Below are 19,815 nucleotides of genomic sequence, written 5' to 3' on the forward strand. Positions count from 1 at the left end.
GTGAACGGACGCAAGGCACGAGCGCTGAAGGCGCAGAAGAAGGCCGAGGACGAGCGGCTGATCGAGTCGATCCGTGACGCGCACCCCGTACTGCTGCGGCGCGACGGAGAGATGGAGGAGTGGCAGAAAGGGCCGCTCACGCTGTGGGTGCCGGTCGTCCGGGACGACTACCCGCCGGCCTTGAAGGTGGGCCTGCAGCTGCGCCGTACGTCCATCTTCGAGTTGGAGTGCATGTGCGGTGCGGAGGTGCGGGTGTCTGCGTCTCGGCGGATCGCGCTACGGCACACGGTGTCGTGCCCAGCCTCGGGTGAGGCGTTGGAGCCGCTCGCGCAGGCTGCGGGTATCGCGACGGAGCGTGCGGACGGCTGATCCTGAAGCAAGGTTGAGGTTCGAGGGGTGTCTACCACGGTGGACACCCCTCAGTTGTGGCCGTATCGCCACGACTGACCTGCGTTGCGCAGACGGACACGCAGGTCACGGGGATGGACGTGTGAGACGCACGCCCGTCTCCCCTCAACCACGGTCGTTACGACCGTGGAGGTCACCGCCAAGGGTGTACCAGATTGGTACACCCCTTCTGCGAGGCGCCTCGCAGAAGGTCCGTGGGCGAATCCCCACGGTTGCCGGGTCCCAGGAGGACCCATCAGACGGTCAGCCTGACCGTCTGTTCCCCGGCGCCGGGGAACGGTTTTTCTGGGATCCCAGAAAAACGCAGGTCACCGCCAGGGCCCGGACTGGTCCGGACCCCTACGCCTTGCCCGGGAGCGCGATGACGAACACGCCCTTCCCCTGCACGCCCTGCACCAGGCCCTCATCCGCGAGGACCTCCAGCGCGCTCTTGATGGTCCGCCTCGACACGGTCCCGCCCGTCTCCTCCTCCAGCTCGGACTGAGAGGGCAGGCGCCGGCCCACCGGGATCTCACCGCTGCGGATGCGTTCGCGCAGCACATTGGCCAGCTGCACGTACAGCGGCGTCATGGCGTCCCGGTCCAGGTGGATCATGCTTTGACCGTAGGAGGACCACCCGGGCGGGCATAGATCTGCCTAGGCCGTCTGAGGACGTACCAAGACGTACTAAGTGGGCGTACGCTGCCGGAACGAGAGAGCCCCCGCGCCGTGTCACCGGCCAGGGGCGTGGACGACGCTTCGAGGAGCACCGCCATGGCAGACGATACGCAGCCCGAGGGCACACCGACCACCCCCACCGCATTCGGCTACTGCGCCTGGCACAGCGGCTACGCACGGGGCGTCCGCCTGGTGCAGCTGCACGACGCAGGCTCCGGGCATGGCGGGCGCGGTCACTTCGCCTGCCTCTCCTGCCGCCAGGCCTACGACCTCGCGCCGCTCGCGGACCAGTCGCTGTGAGCCGCGCCGAGGATCTGCCTCAGGGCTCGGGGAGCGCAGGCGGCCACCTGCGGCACGCGGAAGCCGACGCCGAGTTCACGCCCAAGCAGCTGACGTTCCGCGCCTACATGGAGCACTCGGTGGGCTGCGCGGACTGCGACTACGGCAACGTCAGGTGCGGCGTGGCGCGGGAGATATGGCGAGAGTGGCGGGCGCTGCCTCAGTAGACCCCCGGTCCGGCCGCGCACCCCAGGCTTAAGCGGCCGGACCGGGACCCGCGCGGACGCCCGTACGCGTCTCCGGGCCCGCGCGGAACCCTCCTCCACTTCCCCCAGATCTGGGGGGACTGGAGGAAGGTCTCCCCCTTCGGTTCCCCCAGGGCTGGGGGCACCGACGCAGGACCCGCGTAGGCCCCTCTCACGCGGTCGCCGGGCCCGTCCAGATGGCGGGCGACGCGGGCAACAGAACGGCCCCCCGGAGGTCTACACGGGGGGCCGTTCCTTGCGGCGGGCAACTACGACTGTAGTGCCTAGTGGGGTGGCACGGGGCAGGGGAAGTGCGAAGCCGGGTAGTGGCCGGCGCAGCCCGTGCAGTAGTACGTCGTGCTGTTGATGCCGAGGATGGCCAACAGGCGCTCAATCACGTCTCGTTCACCTCCGCCGCGATGTGCACGTGCGAGTGGCCGGGCCGTTCGGCGAGGTCGTAGCCGTAGATCCACATCCCCTTCTGGGTTTCGGAAGGGGTCACGCTGGCAGGCTCCTGACCTTTGCATTTGCGGCACGAGGGGCGCCCCGCTACCGGTGGGGGAGGGGCGGACTTTTCGGGCACCCGTCGCACGTGCCACCACACGGCCGCGGTGCCTGCTGCCCACACGAACAGCGGGCCGGCCGTACGCGACACGGCGAACACCACGGCGGTCACGACGCCGACGAGGACGATCAGGACGCACGCGCCCGCGGCCCTCGACGGCTCCTCCGGCTCGACGTCCGGCTTCTTCTTCGCGCCCATCAGATGGCCGCATACAGGTTGTCGCCGCACCAGTTCGCGGCCTGCGCGAGCGGCACCGCGGCGAACCCGGCCACGCCCGCCGAGGTGCCCAGGGTGATGCCGCACCAGGCGCCGAGCTTCAAGGTCTTCGAGTTGTCCTCGCTGGCCTTCTTCACGGCCGCGATGAACACACACGTGGCGATGAGCACCAGGGCCGCCCCGGGGCTGGACAGCGGGACGAATGTCTTCGCTCCGGCCTGCTGCCCGACGGACTCTCCGACACCCCAGACGAGGGCTGCGTCGCCGAGCCAGTTCGAGAGGCCCAGGACGGAGCTGGAGGCGGTGCCGATGAGGCCGCCGATCCCGAGGGTGGTGAGGCACCCGTACGCCCAGGAGGCGAGGAACGGGAGCAGCTTGGACGCGTGCTTGACCGGGTCCTTCATGAGCTGCTTGCGGCCGGGGTACCAGCCCATCAGCTGGTAGCCGAGGATGCAGAGACCGACGGTCACGCCGCCGAACGTCACATAGTTCACGGTGGGTCCTCAGCGGTACATGGCCACGCCGAGCGCGGCCAGGGTGACGATCAGGGCGACGGTCCCGGAGATCTTCGGGACGTCGTGGAGCGCGACGGCGCAGAGGCCGAACAGCGCGAGGAGAGCGGCGGTCGCGAAGCACGCGGCGACGATCACGAGCCGACCAACTCGGCTTGGATCCGCTGAGCGCGTGGCTGGCCGATCGAGTACGTATCCCGCAGGTTCCGGATCGAGGGTGCGCGGCCGTCCGCGAGCAGCTGCTCGAAGTCGGCGCGGGCCTTGACGGTGAGCTCGTCGACGGCTCCGTCTGCGCGGTCGTATCCGGGCGGGAGCGGGAGCGTATCCGGTGTATCCGTGTCCGTATCCGGGGCGGGTACGTCGTCGTCGGCGCGGCCGTGTTGCGCCTGCTCAGGCTGCGGATACGCCTCGGGGTACACGCGGGTACGGGGCAGCTCTTCGAGGCTGAGGAACGGGCCGAGGACGGGCAGCGCGGTGTCTGGAATTCCAGACACGACGGGCGGTGTATCCCGCTGTACCTCGACGGGCGGGTACGCCTCGGGTACGGCGGATACAGCCGGTGCCTGGACTGGGGAATTTTCCCCAGTCGGGACTGTCTCAGATGAGACAGACGCGGCCTCGCTGAGCCGGTGTACCCGCCACAAGACGAGCGGAGCGATCGCCGAGACCGACACGACCAGCGGCACGTTCACGGGCAGGAGACCGACCTCGACGAGGTGGCTCGCCGCGTTCACCGCGATCAGCACGGCCACGACCATCAGGACGTCACGACGGGCCCGGAGCGCAGCGATCGCGTAGATGTCGAGCGCGGCCGGCACTCCGGCGGCGACGTACGTGCCGAAGCCGCAGGCGACCGCGAGGTGGTACTCGGCCGAGGCGAGAACGACGAGGACCGCGACCAACGCAGCCCACAGGAGCGGGTCCCGGCGCTTCACTGGCCACCGCCCAGCATCGAGCCGAGCACACGGGCACGGTGGCGCAGGACGGCCGCGTGCTCAACGAGCGCGGCGGCCAGGGCGTCCAGGCCGGCGGGGTCGAGGGAGGTGGCGAGGCTGCCCGACTCGACGTACACGCCGATGGTGCGGGCGTCCGCGTCGGACGCGAACGGGGACTGCGCGAGCATGACGGTCCAGAGCGTCTCGCCCTGGAAGTCGAGCGTCTCCGGGGGCCCGTAGTGGGTGACGTCGGGCTTGAACTCGGCGACGTCGGCGGAATGGCCGGCGCACCAGTCCGGCTCGTCGACCTCCAAGGCCTTGACGACGAGGAGGTCCACCATCGCGGTGCGGGGCTCGGTGCTCACTGGCCACCGCCGGTGGGCAGGGTGACGGCCTCGGACCAGGTGGCGCCCGCGTCGAGCGCGGCATGGGCCTGGTCGGCGGTGACGTACCCGGCGATCGGGTGCTCGGCCAACCGCTCACGCAGATAGGCGGCGTTCCAGGCGGGGCCGAGGTCGCCGGGGGTGTCGTCGAGGACGGCGCGGAGGGCGATGCGGGCGTGCGTGACGCGGACGGCGAGCAGCTGGTCGTGTGCCTCGTTGCCGCCGACGGTCGCGGGGTGCGGGAGGTCGATGGCTTCGAGGACGGCCGCGAGCAGATCGCGTAGCTCGTTCGAGGGCTTGCCGGGCATGGCAAGCGGCATGGGAAGATCCATGAATCCGGCTCCTGGTTTCGTCAGGTAGGTCGGTCAGGCCCTCGGTCGGTGCTTCCAACACCGCCGGGGGCCGCTTCTTTGCAGTTTTGCGAGATAGGCAAGTACCTGTAGGCGACCGCAGGTTCGCCGATCTGCAGAATCTCGTACGGCCATGAGGGGCCCGGAGACGCACGGTCCGGCGGCGCCCGGAGCGCGGCAGGCCTCCCCGGCGTCCGGAGTGCGGAACGGTACTCAGCGGTCCGACGACCACCGCCCGGGCGTGCACGCCACGTCCGGCAATCCGCTCGGTGCCGCGCATCCCCGTCAAGAGGCGCCGACGGATCTGCGGTTGGTGCCGCCGGCGCTGGCGGCGTGGGCGACGGCGGCGTTGGCGCTGGACGCGCCGCCGGGGTGGGTCACCGGTGTGGTGATCGTCTGCGTGGTCGTGGCCGGTGGATTGCTGGCCACCCGACGAAGCCGCGCGAGCGGTGAGCCACGGCCGCACAATCAGCCGGAGCCGGAGCCGGAGCCGGAGCCGGAGCCGGAGCCGGAGCCGGAGCCGGAGCCGGAGCCGGAGCCGGAGCGAGGCGGTGTCCCGCAAGGTGGCACGCGGCGAGGGCGATGGCCTTCGTGGCCGAAGGTCTCCGTCGCCGCCGTGCTGCTCTGTGTCGCGGCGGCGGCTGCCTCCGGCGGTCTGCACGGCGCCGATCTGCGGCGTGGCCCCGTCCCGGAGCTGGCTCGGCAGTATGCCCAGGTGACCGCCGAGGCGGAGGTCACCTCGGATCCACGGCTGACGCGTCCGAGGATCAAGGGCAATCACGCGGCTCCGACCGCCGTCCTGCTCAACGCCGAGGTGAGACGGGTCGAGAAGCCGGACGGGACGGTGGCGGAAACACGAACGCCGGTGCTGCTGATCGTGGACCCGGGTGCGCGGGTGGCCCGTGAGCGACAGGGCTCGCCCTGGCTCTCCCTCCTGCCCTCCACGAGGGTGCGGGTGACGGCACGGGTCGTGCCCCCGCTCGGAGACGGTGACCGGATCGCGGCGGTACTGCGCGTGCGCGGCAGCGGCCCGCCGCGAGTGGTCGGGCAGCCGTCGGACACGCAGCGGTTCGCCGGAGAGCTGCGAGGCGGGCTGCGGGCGGCGACCGACGGGCTGGAGCCGGACGCACGGGCACTGTTGCCGGGCCTGGTGGTGGGGGACACCTCACGGATCACGCCGGAGCTGGACGAAGCGTTCAAGGCGACGGATCTCACTCACATCCTGGCGGTGAGCGGAGCAAATATCGGCCAGAGGGGTGGGTGACGCTCAGAGATCTACGTTGCTGATCAGCAAGGGTCCGTGCTGGGGCCGGCGCCTACGACTCGAAGGTCTCTTCCACCAGGGAGAGTACGTCGTGAAGTCGCGCGCGCAGCCGCTCGATCTGGAGCACCAGCGCGGCTCCGTCCATCTCCATCAAGTCGGCGGCCCGCGCCTTGTCGAGGTCCTGGCGCGCGAACTCAACTCGGGACTGCTGCGACTCCGTCAGGCGCGGGCGCGAGGCCTGACTCTGCTCTTCCATGTGGGGGTCACCTAAGACTGGACGCTCATGGCAAGCCGCGCTCGGGAGCGGAGCGGCCGGTGCGTGGGGGATACAGGTAATCGTCTGGCAAAAAAATGTCATATGCAATGATCACGTAAGCGCTTCACTCGAACGAGTGTTTTATTCGAAGGGGGCTTGCGGACTCCTGTGCCAGCGCACTCAGAAATGTACCAACGCTGGTACAGACAAAGATCACCGGTCCGACCAGCGTTGATCCGTGCCATCCGACCCGCTGCCCGACTGGGTGCCAACCCGCCGACAGGCCATCGGAGGCGCCATCCGAGTCGAACGCAAGCGCCAGAAGCTGACACAGGAGCGACTCGGAGAACTCGCCGGACTGGACCGCAAGACGATCAACCGCGTCGAGCAGGCCCACCACGCAACGAGCATCGACTACCTCCTCGTCATCGCCGACGCGCTGCACGTTCCGCTCGCCGAGCTGGTGAGGTGACCGGCCCCGGCCGGTGGACATGACCGGCCAGGGCCTGGCCCCACGTCGCCCGTCATCTGGACGGGCACGGCGACCGCGTGACCGACGCCGGACGTGGGCTTGAACCCGCCCGCCCCGCGGGGGAACGGGGACGGACGGGAGTCAGTGGTACACGGAGTCTTGGGTGGTCTGGATCGGTACCGGCCTGCACTCGTCGACATGCCGGTACACGGTGTCGCCCCCGTAGCTGGACCCGGCGATGGGATGCTTCGTGTACTTCTCGCCGTCCTGGAGCGGCTGATCGCACTTCCCGCAGATCTTCACTGGTCTCCTCCTGGGCGTTCGAGCTTCGGGCGGCGGGGCCGTTTCGGGCAGCGGGGAGAGCAGGCGTACACCTCGATGTCGAGGCAGTGGGCGCCGATCGATCCCCGCGCTATGCCCGCGCTGACGGCGCCGCGCCACAGCGGCTTGCTGCACCAGCAGCAGGCCCGCCCGGCGTACTGCTCACCGTTAAGTCCGGTGGCGGGCGGCGGCTTGGGTTTCCAGGTCCCGCTCACACTGGGTCCTCGACGCACATCGCGAAATGGCCGGCGGAGCACAGCCGCACCACGTCGGCCGGGTCGCACACCTCCGTGGGCGCGCGCATAGGCACCGACCAGTACGAGTCCACCCCCGAACCCGGCCGCACCGCGTCCAGGCGGGGCACCCCCAGGCGCGTCCCGAGCCCCAGGCACTCCGCGCCCGAGAGCAGGACGGTCGCCTTGTTCGGGGAGCTCCACGTCGCGTCTGTGTCCGCGGGCACCAGCGCGTAGTAACGCCGCCCGCACGGGTCGCAGATGACCGGGCCTCCGCGGAGATCCCTGGCGAGGTGTCGGTTCACCGTCGTGTGCTCGTCGCTGCCGGCGGCGGCGTGCACCAGACGCGCGGGCATCCGGACCGCGGCGAAGACGGTTCCCAGGGGCAGGAGCATCATCCCGTGCGGCTTGGCCCATTCCTCACGGGCCTTGTGCGGCTCGGGGTGCGCGGCCAGTAACGGGTGGGCGGCTGGGGGGTTCTGGGCTGCGGGGAGCTTCGTCACAGCGGCCGGTCCGCGAGCGGTACGAGGTTGTAGGCCTGGCGGCACGGGCGACAGGCGAACATGTTGCCCCTGGTGCTGGGGCCGGGGCCCGCCTCTTCCACGCGGATCAGTCGGACGCCGCGCGCGTGCCGGTGGTGCCAGGCGCAGTAGCCGTACCCGACAGGGGTGGTGGGGCTGCCCGAGGTCTGCGTATCGTCGGCCATGTCGACTCCAACTAGTCGGCCAAGCCCGGGGCCGGTGACACGGCCGCCGGGGTTTCTCGTACCCGCCGACGCTAGGAGCGTGATGTGCACGGACACCAGGAATGTGCAGATGTTTGCATTCCGATTTCGCCGCCTCACGTGATGGCGTTTTCGCGCTCTTGACCAGCTCTCTCGATGGGTTGACGGTGTTGCAAACAACTGCACATCACGTGGATGGAGACAGCCATGTCGCTACGGTTCATCGGGATCGACCCCGACACCAAGACCGCAGATTCCCCGACCGTGTGGGTCAACCAGGAGAAGAAGGAGATCGTCTTCCAGGGATGGAAGCCGGACACCGAACTGGAGGCGGAATGCGCCGCGTTCGAAGTGCCGGGCCATGCGGTCGGCATCCCTGACGACGAGGCAGTGATCCGTATCCCTGCCAGGATGGTGCAGATGATCAGGGAGGCATGCGATGCCGTCGAACGCGCCGACGATCGCTGAGCTGTTGGCCGGCTGCACGCGCTCGGCCGTACATCTGGAGTTGCGCGACCACTACGGGACTCCCGAGGAGGCCGAGGACTTCGACGCGTGGCTGCGTACCGGCCAGCTCGACACCGACCCCCGTTCCCCGGACTGGGCCCCGTGGGTCGACCTGGTCTCCCAGACCGTCGCGCGCGGCGTCTCCGTCCGGCGGGCCCGCGTCATCTCCGAGCCCGCCTCCGACTACATCCGGTACGAGCACGCCTCCACTGTCGTGAACGTCCACGCGGGTGAACAGGTGAGCTGGCTGCCTCGCCACCTCGCATCGGGCATCGTCCTGCCGGACAACGACTTCTGGCTGTTCGACGAGCAGCTGATCCGCTGGGGGTACTTCGACAGCAGCGGCGCCCGTCTCGGCCACGAGATCTCAGAGGACGTGGCAGACGCGAAGCTCTGCTCAGAAGCCTTCGAAGCGGTCTGGGCCCTCGCCGTCCCGCACGACCAGTACCAGATTCACTGACCAGGAAGCGTCGGCAGCCAGCATGTCCGTCTCGCCGTCCTCATCCGCTCAGGCAGCGCGCGAAGCCGTCGCCCAACGCCTGCGCGACATCCGCAGGGAGGCCGGCCTGACGGTCGTCTCGCTGGCTGCCGAGTGCGGCTGGCACTACTCCAAGACGAGCCGCATCGAGAACGCCCTCACCGGGCCGTCGGCCAACGACATCCGCGCCTGGTGCAAGGCCACCCGTACCGAGGGCCAGGCGCAGGACCTCATCGTGCAGTCCCTCAGCGCCGAGGCCATGTACCGGCAGTGGCGCCACCAGGTCCGCGCTGGCCTCAGGCACATCCAGGACAGCCGAGTCCGCGGCTACCGCGACACGGAGCTGTTCCGGCTGTACTCCAGCGGCCTCGTGCCCGGCCTCCTCCAGACCGAGGGCTACGCGACCGCCGTCCTCGGCATCGCTGCCAGTTTCCACGACCTGCCCGACGACAGCGCCGAGGCCGCGCACGCCCGCGTCGAGCGCTCACGCATCATCCACGAGCCGGGCCACCGGTTCATCGTGGTTGTCGAGGAGGCCGTGCTGTACTGCCAGGTCGCCGAGCCGGACGCGATGGCGGCGCAGCTCGGCTACCTCCTCACCGCCGGCGCCTTGCCCGCGGTGTCGCTCGGCATCGTGCCGATGACGGCCCGGCGCGCGCACTGGCCCGAGGAGACGTTCCACATCTACGACGACAGGCTTGTCTCCGTGGAGTTGGTGTCCGCGGAGGTGAGCGTCACCCAACCAGGCGAGATTGCCCAGTACTTGAAGACGTTCGAGCGCCTTCGCGACATGGCCGTGTATGGCGCCGAGGCGCGTGCTCTGGTCGTGAAGGCCATCGAGGCACTGCGCTGATTCCGGGCATGACGAAAGGCCCCCTCCCGCCCGAAGGCGAGAGGGGGCCATTCTGTTCACACGTACACGCGACGTTGCGGATCCAACCCGGCAGCCAGCGGAGACGTCGGATCCTCACTCGGATCCGGCGCGCCATCCCGCCGGCAGATCAACGCGTCCGGGTCGGAGGCCGGGGGCTGGAGGCTGTAGCCGTCCGGGCATGCCGGGCCGGGCGAACCCTGCTCGCCGCGTGGCCCTTGCTCGCCCTGCGGTCCCTGCTCCCCTTGTGGCCCCTGTGCGCCCTGCTCGCCCTGCGGCCCTGGAACGCCGTCCGTGCCCGACTCGCCATTCTGGCCCGGTGTCCCGGGGGTCCCGTCCTCGCCGTCCTCGCCGGGCTCACCGTTGCTGCCCGGCCGGCCGGGGTCTCCCTTCGGGCCGGGGATCGAGACAGGCACCTCAGCCCGTGCGGGTAGATCTTTGATCGCGTCCGACGGGTCGGGAGCTACAGGCGTCTCGCCCTCGCCCTTCACCTGCGCCCGCAGCTGCCGCACGTCCGTAGCGAGCGTGCTGACTGCCTCGCCTCGGCGGTTCGCCTCAGCGACCGCGTCCTGACGTGCGGTCGTCTCGGAGTCGATGCGGCCCCAGATGATGACGACCGCGCCGGACAGCGCGACCAGCCAGCACAGCAACGCCAGCGGTCGCCAGCGGCGAGCGAGAGCCCGCTCGGTCCGGGTCACGGGTGTCCTCCGGGTGGGATGAGTGCGCGGAGACGGGCTATCTCCGCTTGGTCTGCTGCGCGGCTCGCTGCCTGCTCGGCGAGCTTCGCGTTCAACTCGGTCACTTTCGAGTCGAGGCGATCGCGTTCCGTCTGGAGCTTCTCCGTCAGGCTGGAGTAGCCGGTGAGGGCGTTCTCGCCCCGCTTCCCCAGGTACGCCACCACGCCGCCGACGACCGCGCCCACGCCAACCAGGAGGCTGCCGAGGGTGGTGGCGTCCAAGGGGTCTCCTTACTGGCCGTGCGGGACGTTGCTGGCCTGCCGGTTGGGCACGGCGTAGGTGATGCCCCACGCCCCGAGCACGGCGAGCGCGATGGTGACGCCCTCCCCGGTGGTGAGGACGTTGTCCTGCACGGCCGTGATCGCAGCTGCGGACCCGGCAGCGATACCGGCGAGGAGCGACTTTGCGGCACTGGCGATCTTCATGGGTGGTTCCCTTCGGTGTCAGGCGGTGACGTTGAAGCCGCGGCGGGCGCCGAGCTTGCTGAGACTGCTCTTGCCGGGCAGGCCGTCGGCGTCCTTGCCGCTCCAGCCACAGCGCATCTGCCACAGGCCGTAGGCGGCTTTCGTGGCGGTGCCGAAGTGGCCGTCCGCGAGGGACTTCGCGAGGAGTCCCTCCTTCACGAGGGCGTCCTCGACGACCTTCACGCCCTCGTACGAGACGGGGGTGCCGGCCTTCGGCGGGTCCGCCTTCGCCGCGGCGAGCAGCTGCGAGAGGTCGACCACGGGGCGGCCGGTGCCGGGCTTCGGCTCCACGGGCTTCCCGCCCGGGCGAGGTGCGCCCTGCTTGACCCACGCGTACAGCGGGCCCCCGGGGCAGCTGGTCGCGTAGCCGTCTTTGTGGCCCTTGACCTCGGTTCCGGCGCCGTGCTCGCGGAGCAGCTCGATGCCGTCGCGGATCGCGCCGAGCAGCTCGTCCGTGGGCTGGGTCAGGCCGGAGGAGCCGACGAGGCCGAGGATCGCGTAGTGCGCCTTGTTGAGGGTCTGGCTGCCGTTGGCGCCGGTCCGGCGGCCGATGCCACGGCCCTCGAGGAGATGCCCGTGGACGCAGCCCGCGTAGTTGTACGCGACGTCGGAGTAGCCCTCGGCGACGTTGGCGAGGTGGGCGGCCCGGATGTCCCGCCAGAGGGCGAGGCACCGGTTGTGGTCCTTCAGGAGCGCCGTCGAGACGGCTCCTCCGGTGTAGTGGACCTTCACGCCCTTCGCGGTGGCCTGGGTGGGCGCGGCGGAGGCCGGCCAGCCCAGCGTCTTGCGCGTGACGAGCTGCATCAGCCCTCCTCGGGCATCTTGTCCAGGGCAGCCCGCACCGCCGCGTCCTTGGACTCCAGGAGCTTGCGGAGGGCCACGGTCAGTTCCGGCCCTTCGAGGAACTCCTCCTCGACGAGCGCCCACGCAAGGGCGTGGAAGCGGCTCGACACGCCGCGCAGTACTGGCGGCAGGTGGCTGTACTCGAAGTACCGGAGAATGCCGCTCACGCTCGGGTGGGGTGTTGCCATGAGTGCCTCCAGGGCATGAAAAAGGCCCCGGCCAGACGGCTCGGGGGGGCAGGGACGGAAACGGTCAGGCGGGAGGCGTGACCGTGATGGACTGCCGGAACTCGTACCGTTTCGTGGCCTCCAGGACCTCGAAGCCAGCCGTGGTCAGCGTGTCGACGGCCTTCTGGATGATGGCGTCCGCGTCCGCATCCAACTCGTCGTTGGCCGCGTGGGAGATCTGGAGCGTCAGCGGGTAGTCGCCCTGGATCGGCTGGTGCCGGATCGACAGGGTGTAGCGCGGATAGGACGGGCCGATCGGCTCGGAGTACGCCACGGTGTCTCCCTTGGTCAGGCTGCGGCCTCGTATGAGCCCCAGATGTTGAGGCGGTCCCCGTTCGCCCACGCGAGATTTCCGGGCTGGATGGACGTCGTGCTTGCCGCCTCGGCGGTCTGCGATGGCATCTCCTGGGAGTCCAGGAAGCCGCCGTCCGCGTTGGCCGTCAGGGCGGTGATGGTGGACGTGCTGGCGTTGATGTAGCCGGCCAACTGCCAGCGTGCGCCCGGCGACGCGTCGAAGACCCACGCCTTCACCGGTTGCCACGTGTTGCCGTCCCCGGTGTACGGAGCAACCGGCAGGCTGAAGCTCCAGTTGGAGGTGGTGACGGACTGGGACGTCGTCGTGCCCCAGTTGAGCCGGAGACTGAACTCGACTGTCGGGCCGCGCACCTGGTACCTGCCCACGATCGAGCCGTCGCCGATCGACGTCGTCCCCGAGTCTGCTGTCCACACCGGGGTGTACGGCGTCCACAGCCCGCACATCGCTTCGAGCCGACCAGCGGTAATCCGGTTGCCGGGCTGGAACAGCGTGAAGGCCACTGGTACCTCCTCAGAGAGCGACGATCGTCGGGTAGGCGAGACGCACGTCCGTGCCCGCCCCGTGGGATTTGGCGACCTCGTTCACGGAGCGCTCGACGGTGAACTTCTGCGGGTTGAGCAGCTGCACGTTGTCGAACGACGCGATCAGATTCGCGTTGGAATTCGCGGTCTGCCGGACGCTGCGAAGGCCGATGTTGCCGCCGGCGGTGAGGCTGGCGTCGGTGGCCGTCACCTGCCAGCCCCGCGGATCGGGGGCGCTGGCCGACCACACCCGGGCCCTCAGCTGATTCCCGATGACCTGGAATCGCACCCGGTAGAACGCGAAAGCGGAGTGCGTCAGGGGCGCGGGCACGGTGTAGGTGGCGAGCTGCGTCTCGACACCGGCCAGCCGCTTGCGGAGGGTCAGCGTGATGACCTGGGTGGTCGAGAAGCTCAGCTGCGCCATGTACAAGCTGGCGTCATCCGTGGCCCGGGCGACGACCGAGACCAGCTGCGGGCCGCCGGCGGCGAGCGCCCCCGTGGCGATATCCGCCTGCACGTCGTGGTCGGGACCGGCCACCGGCGTCAGATCGAGACGGGCGACGTCGACGTTCGTCAGCTGATGTGCCGCTTCCGAGCCTTGCGTGAAGTGGTCGCCGCCTGCGCCTCCGCTGCTGACCCAGGCCGACCCGATGTCAGGGGTCCCCCATCCGGGCGTCGTGGTCCGTGTGAACGTGTCGACGACCCCCGAGGTGATGGCCCAGACCTTCATCTCCTCCCCGCTGGCCTTGATCGGGAAGGGGAAGTCCTGCGGGAGGCCTCCGGCGGGCCGGAGGGTCGCCTGGTGCACCCACAACACGTCCGTGGTGGGTGGAAAGTCCGCCACGGTGGCAGCGAGATTTGCCGTGACCGCACCGACGGGGGCCGTGATGGTCTTCTCAAACCACTGCCACACCCCCGTGATGACCGGCACATCGTTGGCGTCGGTGGCCTGGTAGGCGCCGCCTGACGCGAACCAGTTCACGTTCAGGGCGACGGACCTCGTGACGGAGCAGCGCAGCCAGCCGGACGCCACGTATTGACGGCCAGGGACCACCGGTACCTGATCAGTGCCGGAGTTCGGGAACTGACTGACGCCGTCAGGTACGAAGAACAACGACCAGTCCCCATCGAACGGGACCGGAAGCGGCGCGGGCACCCGGACCTGGACGCCGCCCAAAGACGACCAGCCAGTCAGGTCCTCCTCGAAAGCAGGGTTGGCCGTGAGTGACGGGTAGGCGGTGGTCCATGGGCCGAGTTCGGTGAAGACGCTCAGCGTGGTGTCGTCGGCATCGACCGCGGCCGCGAGCTCGCTGCCGTCGGTGTCCACTCGCCCGAAGACCGGGTCCTCCACGACTCCGACGTTCCACGGCGCGCCCGGAGCACAGTTGAAGACGATGTCCCACGTGCCCTCGGTGAACGTCTCCTCGTAGCCCTGGACGATCAGCTCAATGTCTCCAGGCGGAAGCCACACTGGCGGGTTGCGGATGACGATCTTGTCACCGACATCCACCGCGAGGATCTGGTCCACCTGGGATTTCGCCCGGTGCACCATGACGCGCACGCTCGTGTACCGCGGTCCCGGTGCCGTGCCCAGATGGAGTCGCCAGTAGGCGATCGGCTCGGTCTGGTCGTCGGAGAACAGGTTCAGGTCGTATGCCTCGTCGTACGGCCCGATGCCTGCCGGCGGGTCCTGGACTGACAGCGCTCCCTCCTCGAGGACCGCGTATCCCTCTCCTCCGTTGGTACGCCGGACGGTGATGTCGTTGCGGGCCAGCCTGTCGTCAGGGACCGGCTCCAGTGGATCGGCGAGACCGGGCGCCTCGTAGTCGAGCACGAGCGCCGGGGCCTGGTTCTCCATCGACACCCGGTCCCGGTAGCGCAGGGCCAGCGCGTCCCGGTCCTCATAGAGGAACCCGCCGTCGGCGTCCTCGCACTGCTCCAGCAGCGTGAGAGGAGTCTGGGGACGCTGCGCGCCCATGAGCGGCTGGGCTTCGGGGGTGCCCGACAGCAGGATCGGCAGGTTCAGTTCTGTCCTGAGCCGCTCCAGGCGCTGTGAGGTGGCCTCGCCCGCGAAGCCGTCGTCCGCGCGGTCGAAGGCGAGGGTGTTGGTTGTGGGGAAGACGGCCAGGTGCCCGAGGCGCAGGTTGCCGGGCACGCCGAACACGCGCACGGAGGAGACACGGCCCTCGGTCCCGGCGAACGTGGTGTCGGAGGCGACACCCGTGATGCCGACGCCGATCCACGCGACGTGCATCTGCACGTTCCCGCCCTGCTGCTGCCCCCACAGGATGAAGCGGTTCCACCGGCCTGTGAATTCGGGTGCGGTGATGTTGATGAGCGCCAGTTCGGCGCCGTCCTCGTCCAGCGCACGGACCTGCACGTTGTTGGTCTGGATGCGGACGGTGTACTTCTTCGCCGTGCCAGTCGTGTTGATCTCGAACAGCGAGTTCAGCGACGTCGGCATGGTGTCCAGACGCATGACGCATTCCAGGTGCCAGGCACCCGTCGGCGCCGTGGGGATCAGACCGCGTCCCTCGGCGTCCTCGCTCCAGGCTGGCAGGGGGCCCGATCCGCCGAGTGAGTCGTCTGAGGCGAACTCGACTCCGCTCACCGTCATGGACCGCACACCGGCGATCGGGCTGGATGGCTGGGTGGCGCCCCGGCCCTCTTCGAACGGCCAGTACGCGGTAGGGCTGTAGGACGGCACGCGGCGGCGCAGCGTCGACTGGAGCGGCTTCTTGCCCTGGCGCAGGCGGCGCAGAATGCCGGCGGATTCGGCAGGCACCCACACGTCTTTCCCGGACACGTGCCAGCGGGTGGGCAGCGCGGACATCTCGTACGCGGCGCGCGTGCGACGGTTGCTGATCCGCGTTCCGCCGTTCATCGTCCAGGTGCGGCCCGAGGAGTCGACGAAGCTCGGCGCGCCGATGGTCTGCGCCGTGAAGTCCGGGCTGGCGACGATGGCGCCGTCGATGCCGTTGCGGATCTCTGCCTTGTGGACCCGTCCGAACGGCCGGGTGAGCCCGATGTCGGAGGCGTCGCCGATCTTCAGTGCAGTCGTGCTGTTGAAGATGCTCGTGGTCCCGGCCTGCACGATGGATGCGCCGAGCTGCGTCCAGGGCCCGGCCAAGCTGGTGGCCGTGTAGAACTTGAGCGTGCGGCCGCCGGCGCCGTTATCGACGTCCAGGATCACGCGCAGTGCGATGCGGCCGCTCGCAGGGACCGGCAGCGGCACCGTAGAGGTCGCGTCCAGGTTGTTCGTGCCGTCCTGCGACCAGCGGAAGTACAGCGAGTTGTTGCGCGTGCCGATCAGCCACGACTTCGTCCCGGCGGCGAACGACATCTTGGCCATCAGCTCGGCGATGCCGTTCGTCCCGACCGCGGGACGCAGCCAGTTCGCCAAGGTGGAGTCCACCCGGACGTCCAGATCTCCCGTGATGTCCAGGGTCGCGTCGTCCGGGGTCGATGCGTGGTCGCCAATGTTCCCGGGCAGCTCCAGCGCGGGTGTGCCCACGTTGACGGACAGCCGGAACGGAGTGTTGCGGCCGATCTTCCCGAACAGCGGTGAGCGGGGGTTCTCCGGCGAGTAGAGGCCGTCCTTGTTGTTGAGGACCGGTCGGCAGTCGCCGGCGTCGGTCCGGTCCCCCGAAGCGCGGCGCCCCCGGCTGTTGACGAGAGCGCCGCCCTTGGTGCGGAGATGGTGCGTGATGTTGGTCATCACGCCATCGATCATCAGGTCCGCGCGCAGGTCAGGCCACACGACGGCACCTCCTTCTACCGTCTGCCGAACGCAACTTGCACGTCACCGCCGCCCTTGACGTCAACGATGTCCCTGATCAGGCGGGTCATCGCCTCCGGGCCGTCCAGGAGGATCTTCACCACGCGCTCGCCACCGCCACCGCCGCCGCTCGGCGCGCTGCCGGGAACGCCCGGCAGAGCGCCCGTGCCAGCTCCGGGGAAGCCCGGTAGCGCCATCTCCGGGAGGCCCCGGGTGACGGCCTGCAACTGGGCTTGGAGGGACGGGATTTGGTCGTCGATGCCGTTCTGGAAGCCTCGGATGACGAGGCGTCCGGCCGGGGAGAGGATCCGCTTGTCGACGTCCTCGGGTCCCTTCCAGCTCGTCAGGGAACTGGTGAGGCCGCCGAGCGTGGATTTCACGGAGCCGAACATCGACTTCACGCCGTTGATGAAGCCGCGGATCAGGCTCTTCCCCGCGTCCATCAGGATGCTGCCGAGTGAGCCGAGGGCCGACTTCGCCCGTCCCGGCAGCCCGCGCACCCAGCTGACCACGTCGCTGATCTTCTGCCGGGTGGCCGAGACCATCGCGCTTCCGGCTTCCGACGCACGCGAGCGCAGAGTGCCCGCGAGACCGGAGAGCGCCGAGGACACACGCGCTGGAAGTCCAGCCACCCACCGGACCAGCTCCCAGAACTTGGCGATCGCGGCGTCCTTGGCGCGGCCGAACCAGCCGCCGATGCGGCCCGGCAGCTGAGCGAACCACCCGATGGCCGCCATGATCCCGTCGACCGCCGTGGAGATCGCTGCCTTCACGGCCTCCCACACGGTCTGGACGATCTGCCGGAACGTCTCGCTCTTCTGGTAGGCGACGATGATGATCGCGACCAGGGCCACGATCAGCCCGATGATCAGCGCGACCGGGTTGAGCATCATGACCGCGTTGAGGATGCCCTGCGCGATCGCCCACGCGCGCGTCACGCCCGCCGCGATCGCCGTGTACAGCGCGTACGCCTTGATCCCGAGGGCGATTGCAGCCCACGCCGTGCCGATCGCCAACAGCACGTCCGGCGGCGTCGAGTTGATGATGTCGGCGAGGAACAAGGCCAGCTGCGCCGTCACGCCGACGAGCGGCGACAGGGCCGACAGCACCTCCAGCGCAGCCAGGGCGAGGACCCCGAACGTCTCCCCGCCCTCTCGGGCCAGGTCCATGAACTGGGCAAAACCCTCGGAGTCCTTGAGGCCGGTCGCCCACTGCGCGAAGGCCTCGGACATGCTGACCAGGCCGCCGGTCACGCCGTCCGAGGCGGGGAGGAAGGCTTGCAGCAAGCCTCCGAACCCGATGGCGAGGTTCTTGATGACCTGCAAGAAGTCGGACAGCGCCGGACCGGCCGCCGCCGACATGTCCGCCGCCCATTCCTTGAACCCGGCGCTCTTCACGCCCGCGGCCACCTCGTCGAGGAAGCCACCGAAGGCGGACGCCGCGGCCTTGACGAAAGGAGTCAGGGCGGGCAACAGATCACGGAGGATCTCGATGCCCTTGGTGAAGACGGGCATCGTCGTGCCCGACAGGCCGTCCGACCAGGCCTTGAAGTCGCCCTTGAGGCCGACGAACGCGCGCGCTGTGGCCTGGGTGGCGGGCGGCAGCTGCGCGAGAGCGTCGGTGTAGGCCTTCTGCTTCTCCGCAGCGTCGGCGGCCCCGGACGCGGCAGCCTTCTGTGCCTCCTCGGCGAGCTTGGCGACGTCCTGGACGGCCGACCACTGCTGGCCGGCCGCGAGTGTGAAGGCTTTTACGGCGATACCCGCCGCGGCGGCTCCGGCGACCAGGCCCATCAGGCCCGCCGTAACTGCCGCGAGGGCGGGCAGGCCCACGCCGATCGTGGCGATCGCCGCCCCGACCGCCTTGACCGCAGGCGCGGCCAGCTGCGCGTGGGCCCGGATGCCGTCGGCGAGGCCCCGTCCGGCGGCTTCGCCTTCGGAGACGAACCGGCCGCGCAGGTCGCGCAGAGAGCCGTCGGCGTCGCGCTGGAGGCCACGCATCCGCAGCCGCGCGGAGTCCAGGCCGCGCTGCCACCCGCTGTCGTCGGCCCGGATGAAACCAACCAGCTCGCCGATGGAGAGGGCCACTGGGCACCCCCCATCAGCACGCGGAGCGCGCTATTCAGTTGTCGTTGATCAGCTGTGCAAGGCGGCTCTGATCTGCTCGTCGTCGTCGATGACCGAGACGTAGTCGCCCGCCACCTTGCGAAAGACCGCCTCCGGGGAGAGGCCCGCGAGGTAGGTGTAGAAGGTGCGCCGGGTCAGCTGCGCGATGTCTTGCGGGCCGAGCCCGTACTCGCGCCGGTAGTCCGCTTCGACCGCCCACCACCAGCGGCGGACCGCTTCGCGGGTGCGGACCTCCTCGCCGCCCTGTTCGGCCCCTTCGGGCCCAGCAGTTTTCCCGCGCCATCTCCGGAACGGACCGTCTCGAGCGCCTCCGCGAACGACATGTCCTTGCCGCCAGCCTGCGCCATGGCCCACGTCAGTACCGTCTGAAGCTCGACCATCCCCATGCCGTTGTCCAGCCAGGTGTCGAGGATGTCGTCTCCGAAGAGCATCGCCAGCAGCTCGGCGAGGTCCTCCTTGGCCGTGGACTCGCTCAGCTCCTCGATGCGCTGCTCCATGGCCAGTGGCACATCGCTGGGCACCTGCACCTCGACACCGCGGATGACCTCCGTACGGCCGCCGGAGGCCTCGGCCCAGAACGCGTCCCACGTCGCGTTGGTGGTGCTCTTGCGGGCGGTCACGGCTTGGCCACCGAGGTCTGCGCGCCGGAGCGGGTGAACGTCGCCGCCCACGCGGTCTTGTCGTTGTTGCCGCCGCCCTGGTCGCCCAGGTTGACGTGCGCCGTCCAGACCTCCCACGTGGAGTCGTTCTTGTGGGAGAAGCGCACGCGGCCGAGGCTGTCCTCGCCGAGCCGCTCGGACAGGGCCTCCACCTTGGCCTGCCCCGGGTTGATCGCCCCGGTTGCGCTGTCGCGCAGCCGCAGGCCCTCGATCGTCAGGGACTTGGCGATCTGCATCTTCTGCGACTCGGCCTGGCCCTCGGAGGCGTACGTCGTGGTGTCGGCCGTCTCCTCCTCGTGGCCCTTGCTGAACGTGTTGATGCCGCCGATGTCGATCCACGTGCCGGGCGTCAGGAAGTCCTCGATCTCGAACTCGACGTCGCGCGCGTTGTACTTCTGCTCTGCCATTTCTCCTCCGGGGCATGGCGAAATGCCCGCAGCGGAGGCCGCCCGGGCTACAGGGGAAGGGGGT

29 protein-coding genes and 1 pseudogene are annotated in these 19,815 nt (G+C 69.5%); 8 read left to right on the forward strand and 22 right to left on the reverse strand.

The window, feature by feature from the left end; genetic code table 11:
- Complete coding sequence (locus tag OG718_RS35530; protein ID WP_328846088.1) at positions 1-369, forward strand: hypothetical protein; 369 nt, start codon at positions 1-3, stop codon at positions 367-369.
- Between the two features lie 378 nt (positions 370-747).
- Here the strand turns inward: OG718_RS35530 and OG718_RS35535 are convergent, their stop codons facing one another.
- Positions 748-1,002, reverse strand: a complete 255-nt coding sequence (locus OG718_RS35535) for a GntR family transcriptional regulator (RefSeq protein WP_328846089.1) — start codon at positions 1,000-1,002, stop codon at positions 748-750.
- A 159-nt stretch (positions 1,003-1,161) separates the two neighbouring features.
- Here OG718_RS35535 and OG718_RS35540 point away from each other — a divergent pair, with 159 nt between their 5' ends.
- Positions 1,162-1,365, forward strand: coding sequence for a hypothetical protein (locus tag OG718_RS35540; protein WP_328846090.1), 204 nt, complete (start codon positions 1,162-1,164; stop codon positions 1,363-1,365).
- A complete protein-coding gene (locus tag OG718_RS35545) occupies positions 1,362-1,571 on the forward strand; it encodes a hypothetical protein (protein ID WP_328846091.1) in 210 nt (69 codons plus the stop codon). Before OG718_RS35540 ends, OG718_RS35545 begins: the two co-directional genes overlap by 4 nt.
- 412 nt (positions 1,572-1,983) lie before the next feature.
- Here the strand turns inward: OG718_RS35545 and OG718_RS35550 are convergent, their stop codons facing one another.
- From OG718_RS35550 to OG718_RS35575, 6 genes are read right to left on the reverse strand one after another with little or no spacing between them, the layout of a single operon-like run.
- Positions 1,984-2,352, reverse strand: a complete 369-nt coding sequence (locus tag OG718_RS35550; RefSeq protein WP_328846092.1) for a hypothetical protein — start codon at positions 2,350-2,352, stop codon at positions 1,984-1,986.
- On the reverse strand, positions 2,352-2,864 hold the full coding sequence (locus tag OG718_RS35555) for a hypothetical protein (protein WP_328846093.1): 513 nt from the start codon (positions 2,862-2,864) through the stop codon (positions 2,352-2,354). Before OG718_RS35555 ends, OG718_RS35550 begins: the two co-directional genes overlap by 1 nt.
- A 9-nt stretch (positions 2,865-2,873) precedes the next feature.
- A complete protein-coding gene (locus OG718_RS35560; RefSeq protein ID WP_328846094.1) occupies positions 2,874-3,020 on the reverse strand; it encodes a hypothetical protein in 147 nt (48 codons plus the stop codon).
- On the reverse strand, positions 3,017-3,817 hold the full coding sequence (locus tag OG718_RS35565; protein WP_328846095.1) for a hypothetical protein: 801 nt from the start codon (positions 3,815-3,817) through the stop codon (positions 3,017-3,019). Before OG718_RS35565 ends, OG718_RS35560 begins: the two co-directional genes overlap by 4 nt.
- Positions 3,814-4,182: a DUF6907 domain-containing protein gene (locus OG718_RS35570; protein WP_328846096.1), complete on the reverse strand. Its 369-nt coding sequence runs from the start codon at positions 4,180-4,182 to the stop codon at positions 3,814-3,816. Before OG718_RS35570 ends, OG718_RS35565 begins: the two co-directional genes overlap by 4 nt.
- Positions 4,179-4,532: a hypothetical protein gene (locus OG718_RS35575; RefSeq protein ID WP_328846097.1), complete on the reverse strand. Its 354-nt coding sequence runs from the start codon at positions 4,530-4,532 to the stop codon at positions 4,179-4,181. Before OG718_RS35575 ends, OG718_RS35570 begins: the two co-directional genes overlap by 4 nt.
- A gap of 259 nt (positions 4,533-4,791) precedes the next feature.
- On the opposite strand from OG718_RS35575, the pseudogene OG718_RS35580 reads away from it, so the two are divergent.
- Positions 4,792-5,793 (forward strand): annotated as a pseudogene (locus OG718_RS35580) (ComEC/Rec2 family competence protein); the annotation flags it as partial.
- Between the two features lie 73 nt (positions 5,794-5,866).
- Here the strand turns inward: OG718_RS35580 and OG718_RS35585 are convergent.
- Positions 5,867-6,070, reverse strand: a complete 204-nt coding sequence (locus tag OG718_RS35585; protein ID WP_328846098.1) for a hypothetical protein — start codon at positions 6,068-6,070, stop codon at positions 5,867-5,869.
- 238 nt (positions 6,071-6,308) lie between these two features.
- Between OG718_RS35585 and OG718_RS35590 the strand changes: the two genes are divergently transcribed.
- A complete protein-coding gene (locus OG718_RS35590) occupies positions 6,309-6,542 on the forward strand; it encodes a helix-turn-helix domain-containing protein (RefSeq protein WP_328846099.1) in 234 nt (77 codons plus the stop codon).
- Positions 6,543-6,683: 141 nt separating this feature from the next.
- Here OG718_RS35590 and OG718_RS35595 read toward each other — a convergent pair whose 3' ends face one another.
- From OG718_RS35595 to OG718_RS35605, 3 genes are all read right to left on the reverse strand, one after another.
- A complete protein-coding gene (locus OG718_RS35595) occupies positions 6,684-6,845 on the reverse strand; it encodes a hypothetical protein (protein WP_328846100.1) in 162 nt (53 codons plus the stop codon).
- Positions 6,846-7,074: 229 nt separating this feature from the next.
- Positions 7,075-7,599 (reverse strand): hypothetical protein, encoded by a 525-nt coding sequence (locus OG718_RS35600; RefSeq protein WP_328846101.1) that lies wholly within the window; start codon positions 7,597-7,599, stop codon positions 7,075-7,077.
- Positions 7,596-7,802 carry a hypothetical protein gene (locus tag OG718_RS35605; protein ID WP_328846102.1) on the reverse strand — a complete coding sequence of 69 codons (207 nt, stop codon included), beginning with the start codon at positions 7,800-7,802 and terminating at the stop codon, positions 7,596-7,598. Before OG718_RS35605 ends, OG718_RS35600 begins: the two co-directional genes overlap by 4 nt.
- 225 nt (positions 7,803-8,027) lie before the next feature.
- Here OG718_RS35605 and OG718_RS35610 point away from each other — a divergent pair, with 225 nt between their 5' ends.
- The 3 genes from OG718_RS35610 to OG718_RS35620 are packed head-to-tail and all read left to right on the forward strand — an operon-like array spanning position 8,028 to position 9,658.
- Positions 8,028-8,288 carry a hypothetical protein gene (locus OG718_RS35610; protein ID WP_328846103.1) on the forward strand — a complete coding sequence of 87 codons (261 nt, stop codon included), beginning with the start codon at positions 8,028-8,030 and terminating at the stop codon, positions 8,286-8,288.
- Positions 8,260-8,787, forward strand: a complete 528-nt coding sequence (locus OG718_RS35615) for a DUF6879 family protein (RefSeq protein ID WP_328846104.1) — start codon at positions 8,260-8,262, stop codon at positions 8,785-8,787. The genes OG718_RS35610 and OG718_RS35615 overlap by 29 nt, the downstream gene beginning before the upstream one ends.
- Positions 8,788-8,809: 22 nt before the next feature.
- Positions 8,810-9,658: a helix-turn-helix domain-containing protein gene (locus OG718_RS35620; RefSeq protein WP_328846105.1), complete on the forward strand. Its 849-nt coding sequence runs from the start codon at positions 8,810-8,812 to the stop codon at positions 9,656-9,658.
- A gap of 56 nt (positions 9,659-9,714) precedes the next feature.
- On the opposite strand, the gene OG718_RS35625 is transcribed toward OG718_RS35620, so the two are convergent.
- The 11 genes from OG718_RS35625 to OG718_RS35675 all read right to left on the reverse strand — a co-directional run bounded on the left by OG718_RS35625 (position 9,715) and on the right by OG718_RS35675 (position 19,751).
- Positions 9,715-10,374: a collagen-like protein gene (locus tag OG718_RS35625; RefSeq protein ID WP_328846106.1), complete on the reverse strand. Its 660-nt coding sequence runs from the start codon at positions 10,372-10,374 to the stop codon at positions 9,715-9,717.
- Positions 10,371-10,634, reverse strand: coding sequence for a hypothetical protein (locus tag OG718_RS35630; RefSeq protein ID WP_328846107.1), 264 nt, complete (start codon positions 10,632-10,634; stop codon positions 10,371-10,373). Before OG718_RS35630 ends, OG718_RS35625 begins: the two co-directional genes overlap by 4 nt.
- Before the next feature lie 9 nt (positions 10,635-10,643).
- A complete protein-coding gene (locus OG718_RS35635) occupies positions 10,644-10,838 on the reverse strand; it encodes a hypothetical protein (protein WP_328846108.1) in 195 nt (64 codons plus the stop codon).
- An 18-nt stretch (positions 10,839-10,856) separates the two neighbouring features.
- On the reverse strand, positions 10,857-11,681 hold the full coding sequence (locus OG718_RS35640; RefSeq protein ID WP_328846109.1) for an N-acetylmuramoyl-L-alanine amidase: 825 nt from the start codon (positions 11,679-11,681) through the stop codon (positions 10,857-10,859).
- On the reverse strand, positions 11,681-11,908 hold the full coding sequence (locus tag OG718_RS35645; protein WP_328846110.1) for a hypothetical protein: 228 nt from the start codon (positions 11,906-11,908) through the stop codon (positions 11,681-11,683). Before OG718_RS35645 ends, OG718_RS35640 begins: the two co-directional genes overlap by 1 nt.
- Positions 11,909-11,972: 64 nt before the next feature.
- Entirely contained in the window at positions 11,973-12,221 is a 249-nt protein-coding gene (locus tag OG718_RS35650) for a hypothetical protein (RefSeq protein WP_328846111.1), read from the reverse strand.
- A gap of 14 nt (positions 12,222-12,235) precedes the next feature.
- Positions 12,236-12,763, reverse strand: a complete 528-nt coding sequence (locus tag OG718_RS35655; protein ID WP_328846112.1) for a hypothetical protein — start codon at positions 12,761-12,763, stop codon at positions 12,236-12,238.
- A gap of 10 nt (positions 12,764-12,773) precedes the next feature.
- Entirely contained in the window at positions 12,774-16,544 is a 3,771-nt protein-coding gene (locus OG718_RS35660) for a hypothetical protein (RefSeq protein WP_328846113.1), read from the reverse strand.
- 14 nt (positions 16,545-16,558) lie between these two features.
- The gene (locus OG718_RS35665) at positions 16,559-18,646 is read right to left on the reverse strand and encodes a phage tail protein (RefSeq protein ID WP_328846114.1); all 2,088 of its coding nucleotides are present in this window, start codon (positions 18,644-18,646) and stop codon (positions 16,559-16,561) included.
- A 173-nt stretch (positions 18,647-18,819) separates the two neighbouring features.
- On the reverse strand, positions 18,820-19,305 hold the full coding sequence (locus OG718_RS35670; protein WP_328846115.1) for a hypothetical protein: 486 nt from the start codon (positions 19,303-19,305) through the stop codon (positions 18,820-18,822).
- On the reverse strand, positions 19,302-19,751 hold the full coding sequence (locus OG718_RS35675) for a phage tail tube protein (RefSeq protein WP_328846116.1): 450 nt from the start codon (positions 19,749-19,751) through the stop codon (positions 19,302-19,304). The genes OG718_RS35670 and OG718_RS35675 overlap by 4 nt, the downstream gene beginning before the upstream one ends.
- Positions 19,752-19,815: the final 64 nt, after the last annotated feature.

This window comes from Streptomyces sp. NBC_00258, assembly GCF_036182465.1.
Lineage (GTDB): Bacteria > Actinomycetota > Actinomycetes > Streptomycetales > Streptomycetaceae > Streptomyces.

Bases quoted from the DNA above. Each gene is read 5' to 3' on its own strand.
- OG718_RS35535 (WP_328846089.1), bottom strand. From the start codon at position 1,002: ATGATCCACCTGGACCGGGACGCCATGACGCCGCTGTACGTGCAGCTG.
- OG718_RS35540 (WP_328846090.1), top strand. From the start codon at position 1,162: ATGGCAGACGATACGCAGCCCGAGGGCACACCGACCACCCCCACCGCA.
- OG718_RS35550 (WP_328846092.1), bottom strand. From the start codon at position 2,352: ATGGGCGCGAAGAAGAAGCCGGACGTCGAGCCGGAGGAGCCGTCGAGG.
- OG718_RS35575 (WP_328846097.1), bottom strand. From the start codon at position 4,532: ATGGATCTTCCCATGCCGCTTGCCATGCCCGGCAAGCCCTCGAACGAG.
- OG718_RS35585 (WP_328846098.1), bottom strand. From the start codon at position 6,070: ATGGAAGAGCAGAGTCAGGCCTCGCGCCCGCGCCTGACGGAGTCGCAG.
- OG718_RS35605 (WP_328846102.1), bottom strand. From the start codon at position 7,802: ATGGCCGACGATACGCAGACCTCGGGCAGCCCCACCACCCCTGTCGGG.
- OG718_RS35610 (WP_328846103.1), top strand. From the start codon at position 8,028: ATGTCGCTACGGTTCATCGGGATCGACCCCGACACCAAGACCGCAGAT.
- OG718_RS35615 (WP_328846104.1), top strand. From the start codon at position 8,260: ATGCCGTCGAACGCGCCGACGATCGCTGAGCTGTTGGCCGGCTGCACG.
- OG718_RS35620 (WP_328846105.1), top strand. From the start codon at position 8,810: ATGTCCGTCTCGCCGTCCTCATCCGCTCAGGCAGCGCGCGAAGCCGTC.
- OG718_RS35635 (WP_328846108.1), bottom strand. From the start codon at position 10,838: ATGAAGATCGCCAGTGCCGCAAAGTCGCTCCTCGCCGGTATCGCTGCC.
- OG718_RS35640 (WP_328846109.1), bottom strand. From the start codon at position 11,681: ATGCAGCTCGTCACGCGCAAGACGCTGGGCTGGCCGGCCTCCGCCGCG.
- OG718_RS35645 (WP_328846110.1), bottom strand. From the start codon at position 11,908: ATGGCAACACCCCACCCGAGCGTGAGCGGCATTCTCCGGTACTTCGAG.
- OG718_RS35675 (WP_328846116.1), bottom strand. From the start codon at position 19,751: ATGGCAGAGCAGAAGTACAACGCGCGCGACGTCGAGTTCGAGATCGAG.